Annotated in this window: 8 protein-coding genes; all 8 read left to right on the forward strand. The window is 30.7% G+C overall.

Going from position 1 to position 7,127, the window contains the following annotated elements; translation table 11 throughout:
- Nucleotides 1-259: 259 nt before the first annotated feature.
- The 8 genes from HMPREF9629_RS09540 to recA all read left to right on the forward strand — a co-directional run bounded on the left by HMPREF9629_RS09540 (nt 260) and on the right by recA (nt 7,062).
- Nucleotides 260-838, forward strand: coding sequence for a histidine phosphatase family protein (locus HMPREF9629_RS09540; protein WP_009526191.1), 579 nt, complete (start codon nt 260-262; stop codon nt 836-838).
- 15 nt (nt 839-853) lie between these two features.
- The gene (gene cobS, locus HMPREF9629_RS09545) at nt 854-1,630 is read left to right on the forward strand and encodes an adenosylcobinamide-GDP ribazoletransferase (protein WP_009526192.1); all 777 of its coding nucleotides are present in this window, start codon (nt 854-856) and stop codon (nt 1,628-1,630) included.
- Between the two features lie 265 nt (nt 1,631-1,895).
- Nucleotides 1,896-2,723 (forward strand): Cof-type HAD-IIB family hydrolase, encoded by an 828-nt coding sequence (locus HMPREF9629_RS09550; RefSeq protein ID WP_242822047.1) that lies wholly within the window; start codon nt 1,896-1,898, stop codon nt 2,721-2,723.
- A 95-nt stretch (nt 2,724-2,818) separates the two neighbouring features.
- Nucleotides 2,819-3,238 (forward strand): phosphoribosylanthranilate isomerase, encoded by a 420-nt coding sequence (locus HMPREF9629_RS09555; RefSeq protein ID WP_242822048.1) that lies wholly within the window; start codon nt 2,819-2,821, stop codon nt 3,236-3,238.
- A gap of 120 nt (nt 3,239-3,358) precedes the next feature.
- Nucleotides 3,359-3,829 carry a tRNA (cytidine(34)-2'-O)-methyltransferase gene (locus tag HMPREF9629_RS09560; protein WP_009526195.1) on the forward strand — a complete coding sequence of 157 codons (471 nt, stop codon included), beginning with the start codon at nt 3,359-3,361 and terminating at the stop codon, nt 3,827-3,829.
- 141 nt (nt 3,830-3,970) lie between these two features.
- Nucleotides 3,971-5,287: a 30S ribosomal protein S12 methylthiotransferase RimO gene (gene rimO / locus HMPREF9629_RS09565; protein ID WP_009526196.1), complete on the forward strand. Its 1,317-nt coding sequence runs from the start codon at nt 3,971-3,973 to the stop codon at nt 5,285-5,287.
- A gap of 2 nt (nt 5,288-5,289) precedes the next feature.
- A complete protein-coding gene (gene pgsA, locus HMPREF9629_RS09570) occupies nt 5,290-5,811 on the forward strand; it encodes a CDP-diacylglycerol--glycerol-3-phosphate 3-phosphatidyltransferase (protein WP_009526197.1) in 522 nt (173 codons plus the stop codon).
- 135 nt (nt 5,812-5,946) lie between these two features.
- Nucleotides 5,947-7,062: a recombinase RecA gene (recA, locus tag HMPREF9629_RS09575; protein WP_009526198.1), complete on the forward strand. Its 1,116-nt coding sequence runs from the start codon at nt 5,947-5,949 to the stop codon at nt 7,060-7,062.
- Nucleotides 7,063-7,127 lie beyond the last annotated feature (65 nt).

Consider the following 7,127-nt stretch of genomic DNA (forward strand, 5'->3'; position numbering starts at 1 on the left):
CAATATACTCATACTAAAAGTTAATAAAATAATGGATATTTTATTTTTAAGAATTTGTTGGCTAACTAAAATTAAGTGTATTTAAAATAAATAAAGTATATAAATATATCTATTAATCAAAAGAATATCAGTATCAATATATGGTAAAAATATAAAAGTATAATATCATAGCACTTATATAAAATTAGTGCTTTAAATAGGTTTTGGTATTATTTTAAACAATTCGAAAAATTGAATTTTTTTTTGAAAGGGCTGAAATATGAAAGAAATATATCTTATAAGACACGCTGAAACGGTTATGAATAAAGAGATGAGATTTTCCGGCATACTTGATTGCGAGCTAAGCGAGCAAGGCTACGAGCAACTCAAACAGTTAAAACAAAAGATGCAAGAGTATGATATACAGCAATGTTACTGCTCACCTCTTAAAAGAGCCTACCTTACAGCCAAGTCTTTTTTTGATAATCCGGTAAAAGTTGAAAATTTGCATGAGATGAATTTTGGCGATATAGACGGTATGAAGTTTAAGGATGTGGAAAAAAATTTTCCCTCTTTGGCAAGAGATATGCTCAGTGAAAAGCGTGAATTTGAATTTCCCAATGGAGAAAGCAGAGAACAACTAAGAAAGAGAGCTACGCAGGCATTTAATGATATACTTGCAAAAGATACAAATGATTCTATAGCTATAGTATCACATTCTTGCGTTATAAGAGCGATTATATCTCAAGAGATGGTCGGAGACTATTCTTTTTCTTGGAAAATACAAATAGGAAATTGCAGTATAACGAAACTTCAAAAATATTCAAACAACACTATATTAAATTTTTTAAACAGATAAAAAAGAGAAAACATTATGGAAAGATTAAAAGGCGCTATAAGTTTTTTGACAATATTACCCATTCGAAGCAACATTGAGGACGAAAAAGAATTTTCTAAGATTATGGCTTTTTTTCCCATAGTTGCTTTAATTTTGGGTATCATTTATTGCAGTATATCCAATTTGGTCTATAATTTTGCAGACAGTCTATTTTTTTCGTCTGTAATTTATGTGCTTAGCAGTATAATTTTTACAGGAGGACTTCATTATGACGGTCTTGCTGATGCTTGTGACGGGCTGTTTTCCGGCAGAGAAAAAGATAAGATTTTAGAAATTATGCAAGATTCTCGGATAGGAACTTTTGGAGTTTTGGGGATAATAGTAAATGTGCTTTTAAAATTAGGCATAGTGTATATTTTTATTCAATATGATATTTTAAATTTTGCCATATTTTCTGTTATTTTTTCAAGAACTATGCAGATAATATATGCTTATTTCGGGAATTATCCGAAAAAAAACGGCATGGGGAATTTTTTTGTAGGCAAGATTGGAAGAGGCACTTTAAGGCTGGCTGTTACCTTGGATATAATAATAGTTTTAATATTGTCTTTATTTATTAGCGGATATGGATTCAGTTTTGTGCTGATTACCTTTATTATAAGCTTTATCATATCTTTTGCGATAATGCTTGGAATAAAACATATGATATATAAAAAAATAGGTGGTATAACAGGCGATATATTGGGATTTATAGCCGAAATATCGGAAAATATATTTATGCTTGTTTTTTTTGTAGTTTATAATATTATTTAACAAACGTAGATATTATTTAATACAGTGCTGAATATATTTTGTTTAAGGTAGTGTTTAATCAATATCTATAAAGCATATATTCATATTAAAGCCTATTTAATTAGGTGATAATATAATAAAAGTGTTGGTAATTTTATTTGCAAAACAATTTCAGCATTATTAATTTAAAGCTTTAGTATAAGTGCAGTTTAAGATAGCGTAAATGAGAAATATTTGAAGATTATAATAATTTGTACAGAATTTGCAGTATTTAAACGGTAAGGGGATGTTTGAGATAAAGAAAAAAATAGTGATAAGCGATATGGACGGAACACTTCTTAGAAGTGACAAGACAATATCACAAAAAACGATTGAAACTGTAAATGAATTAAGGAAGAATAATATTGATTTTACAATAGCTACAGGCAGAATTTATCCTGTGGTTTTGGAAACTGTAAAAACAATGAATATAAAAAAGCCTCTCATATTATGTAATGGGGCACTTTTGCAAGATCCTATAACGGAAGAAGTGTATTTTTCAAAACTGTTGGAAGATGATATAGTGCATAAAATATTGAAAACCGCTGATGAGTCAGGCTGCTATTTTTATTATTATACAAAGGATTCGATATGTGCAAAGGAGCTTAAATATACAGCAAAATATTACTATGAGATGAACAAAACCATAAAACAAGAAAAGAAAATAAATATATATTTGTCTCCCAACTTGGTAAATGAACGAAAATCGAATATATACAAAGTTGTAGTATTGGAAGAAAATGTAGAAAAATTGAAACAAGTAAAGCAAGAGATGAAAAAATATGACGAATATATAGATATTGTATCATCCTACTGGAATAATATTGAAATAGTAGCAAAAGATGTATCAAAAGGTGCAGGCGTAAAGTTTTTTGCGGAAAAATTCGACTATGAGATAGAAAATATAATGTGTATAGGCGATGAAGAAAATGATGAATCTATGCTAAAAGTGGCAGGATTTCCGGTTGCTATGGGAAACGCATCGGAAAATATGAAAAAAATAGCCCAATATATCACATCAAGCAATGATAATGAGGGTATGAGTGAGGCTATATTAAAGTTTGCAGAGCTTTAAAAATTAGAATTGGAGGAGACTGAATGAGTATTTTATTTGATGAATTTAGCAGCATTTGCTTATATTTAAATAAAATTGGAATCGTGCCTACACTAATGGGTTCTTTAGGATTGGAATTTATATCAAAAGAAGATTGGAATCCATCAGATATTGATATTCATGTTCAAGGACATCCAAGAGGATGGGAAGCTCCTGATGAACTTAGAATTTATGATTGGGACAAAATAATGATGGTTATGGGAAAATTGGGATATGATTTAGTGGACATTCATGAGCACGAATTTCAAAAAAATGGAGTTAGTGTAGAATACGGTTCAATCGATTCCTTATATGATTTTGCGGGTATTGCTGAATCGGATATAGAACTTATTCAACTAAACGAAATAAAGTTTCGTGTACCAAGTCTAAAACAGTTTTTACAGATTTATAAAGCATCATCAAAAGATTCATATAGAAATGATAATAATAACAATAAAGACTTTAAAAAGATAGATTGGTTGAATAGTCATATATAAATCCCAGTTTGCCGGACTAAAATAATTGAGTTAAAATTTTTATTTTTTATTTTATAGTTTTATAGAATTTTACTATGACTTATGCTTTAGTAAAATATATAATTAAAAGGAGCTATACATATGTCACTTAACATAGTGTTATTTGAACCGGAAATACCTGCAAATACGGGGAATATCATAAGAACTTGTGTTTGCACAAATACTACCTTACACATGATAAGACCGTTCGGCTTTTCTATGAGCGAAAAGATGATAAAACGCTCAGGAATGGACTATATACAATATGCTGACATAAGATATTATGACAGTTTTGAAGAATATTATGAAAAATATGACAAGGAGAAAATGTACTTTTTTACCACAAAAGCAAGACATAAGCACAGTGATGTAGTATATAAAGACGGTGACCATCTGGTATTCGGACCTGAGAGCAGAGGATTGCCGGAAAAAATAAGAAGCATAAATGAGCAAAACAATGTGAGGATACCTATGCTTTTTAATGAATATGTACGCTCTCTTAATTTGTCAAATTCTGTAGCGATAGGTTTATTTGAAGCATTAAGACAGATAGACTACAAAGAGTTTTTATGATAAAAAATTTACTTAAATTTTTAAAATTATGATATAATCGTATAAAAATATAAATTATAAGTGTTTACTTATAATTGAGTAAAATTTGTAAAACAAAAAAATATAACTCACATGAGTTGTTTTTTAGCAAGGAGAAAAATATTGCAAGAAAAGTTCATTTTAGAATCATTAGGCTGTTCCAAAAACTTGGTGGATGCTGAGGAAATGGTCTACATTCTCAATAAAAACGGGTATGAAATGACAGGAGATATAAACGAGGCTACAATAGCCATAGTAAATACCTGCGGTTTTATAGAATCAGCCAAAGAAGAATCAATAGACACTATATTCGAAATTGCAAGATATAAACAGAAAAATCTAAAATATCTCATCGTTACAGGCTGTCTTGCACAACGATATTATAAAGAGCTGAAAGATAAAATACCGGAAGTTGACGCATTTTTAGGTACTACATCTTATGATACCATATACAATGTAATAAAGGGTTTGGAAATAGGACAGGATAACTCTCTTATATTAAATGCCGACAGAAAACTTGAACACACCAAGAAAAAGATACTCACAGACAATTATTACGCTTATGTAAAAATAGCGGAGGGCTGTGACAACAGTTGTACTTATTGTATAATACCGAGACTTAGAGGAAGATATAAAAGTAGAGGTATGGAGGAAATAATAACGGAAGTGCAAGATTTGGCAAGTCAAGGAGTAAAAGAGATAATTTTGATAGCACAAGATACTTCAAAATACGGCTTGGATATATATAAAGAGAAAAAACTGCCTGAGCTTTTAAGAAAATTGTCAGAAATAGACGGTATAAAATGGATAAGATTTTTATACACATATCCGGAAGATATAACTGAAGAATTGGTGCAAGAAGTTAAAAATAATGACAAAGTCTGTTCATATTTTGACATACCTATCCAACACGCAAATGACAGGATTTTAAAGCTTATGAATAGAAGTACGGACAAGGATGAAATAATATCAAAAATAAAATTGATAAGAGACAATATAGAAGATGCCATAATAAGAACAACTTTAATTACAGGTTTTCCAAGCGAAAGTGAAGACGATATAGATGAGCTTGAAGATTTTATAAGAGATATAAAATTCAATAAATTGGGAGTGTTTGCATACTCTCAGGAGGAAGGCACAAAAGCCGGAAAAATGAAAGAGCAGATAGATGAAGATGTGAAAAAACAAAGACAAGACAGAATTATGAATGTGCAATATGAAATAGCAAACAGATTAAATAAAACTTATATAGGTAAAACATTTACAGCAATAGTAGATGAAGTGTATGAAGACTATGTTGTAGCACGTTCATATATGGATGTTATTGAAGTGGATACTGTAATATATGTGACTACAGATAAAAAACATAAAAAAGGTGATTTTATAAAAGTGATTATAACAGATACCTTGGAATATGATTTAAAAGCTGAGGAGGTGTAAAATTGAATACCCCTAATAAACTTACAATTCTAAGAATGATTTTAGTACCATTTTTCTTAGTATCGTTTTATATAGAGATAAAAAATTCAGACAGTTCTCTGATAATATCTACAATAATATTTGCAGTTGCATCAATAACGGACTTTTTTGACGGTTATTTGGCAAGAAAATATAATCTTGTAACAGATTTCGGAAAGTTTATGGATCCCCTTGCCGATAAGATATTGGTTGCAGCAGCTATGATATGCTTGGTAGGAGCGTCAAGAATGTCTGCATGGATGGCTGTACTCATAATATCAAGAGAATATGCAATAAGTATATTAAGAGCAATAGCGGCGTCGTCAGGCAAAGTAATCGCTGCATCCTCAGGCGGAAAAATTAAGACAGTCACACAGATAGCAGCTATAATTATGTTACTTCTCAACATTCCGTTTGCTATGTATGTGATGATTGTAGCGGTAGTTGCCACATTTTACTCAGGAGTAGAATATATATATAAAAACAGACATTTGCTCACATATTGATATTTTTTTAAGTAGTTGTTTATATGGCTTTATAATTAAATTGATAAAAAATATGAAATTTGATATAATCATTTTTGATATGAATATAAAGTTTTTGAAAAATAATATAATTTTATAATAAATTCGGGAGGAATAATGGCTGATAAAAAGAAACAGTTAAAAAGAGAAGAAGTAGTTGATAAGAAAAAAGCTCTTGAAGATGTGCTTGCCAGAATAGAAAAAGACTTCGGAAAAGGCGCTATAATGTTGCTTGGAGAAAATACCAAGATGAATGTGGAAACTATATCCACAGGTTCGGTAGGTCTTGATAAAGCAATAGGTGTAGGTGGACTGCCAAAGGGAAGAATAATAGAAATATACGGACCTGAATCATCAGGTAAAACTACAGTGGCACTTCATTGTGTCGCAGAGGCACAAAAAGTAGGAGGATCTGCGGCGTTTATAGATGCGGAGCATGCACTTGATCCTGTATATGCAAAAGCACTTGGTGTTGATATAGATTCATTGCTTATTTCGCAACCGGATACTGGAGAACAGGCACTTGAAATAACAGATGTACTTGTTAGAAGCGGCGGTGTAGATATAGTGGTAGTTGACTCTGTAGCTGCATTAGTTCCTAAAAGTGAAATAGAAGGAGATATGGGAGATACTTTCATAGGGCTTCAAGCAAGACTTATGTCGCAGGCGCTTAGAAAGTTGGCAGGGCATATAAATAGATCAAAGACGATAGTTATATTTATAAATCAACTTAGAGCAAATATAAATTCAGTAGGCTTTGGAGGTCCTAATGAAACGACAACAGGAGGTAGAGCACTCAAATTTTACTCGTCTATAAGATTGGACGTAAGAAGAATAGGTTCAGTAAAACAAGGCGAAGAAATTATAGGAAGCAGAGTAAAAGTAAAAGTGGCAAAAAACAAAGTTGCACCTCCTTTTAAGTTATGTGAATTTGATATAATGTACGGCAAAGGAATATCACAGGCCGGAGAAATACTTGACATTGCAATAGCTACCAAAATAGTAAAAAAAGCAGGAGCATGGTTCAGCTATGGAGAAAGAAAATTGGGACAAGGTAGAGAAAATGTAAAAAAATTGCTCGAAGAAGATATAGATTTGCTTGAAGAATTAAAAGAAAAAATAAACGAATTTGAAGTATTACCTGATTTAAAACAAGAAGAAAAATTAGGCAAAGATATAGAAAATGATGAATTGGATATAGAGCTTGAGGAAGAAGCAATAGACGAAGAATAAAACAAAAAAACTAAATAAATAATAATAATTTAAGTTTTAATTTTAATTTATTTATTATTATTATT

The sequence above is a fragment of the Peptoanaerobacter stomatis genome (genome assembly GCF_000238115.1).
GTDB classification, from domain to species: domain Bacteria; phylum Bacillota; class Clostridia; order Peptostreptococcales; family Filifactoraceae; genus Peptoanaerobacter; species Peptoanaerobacter stomatis.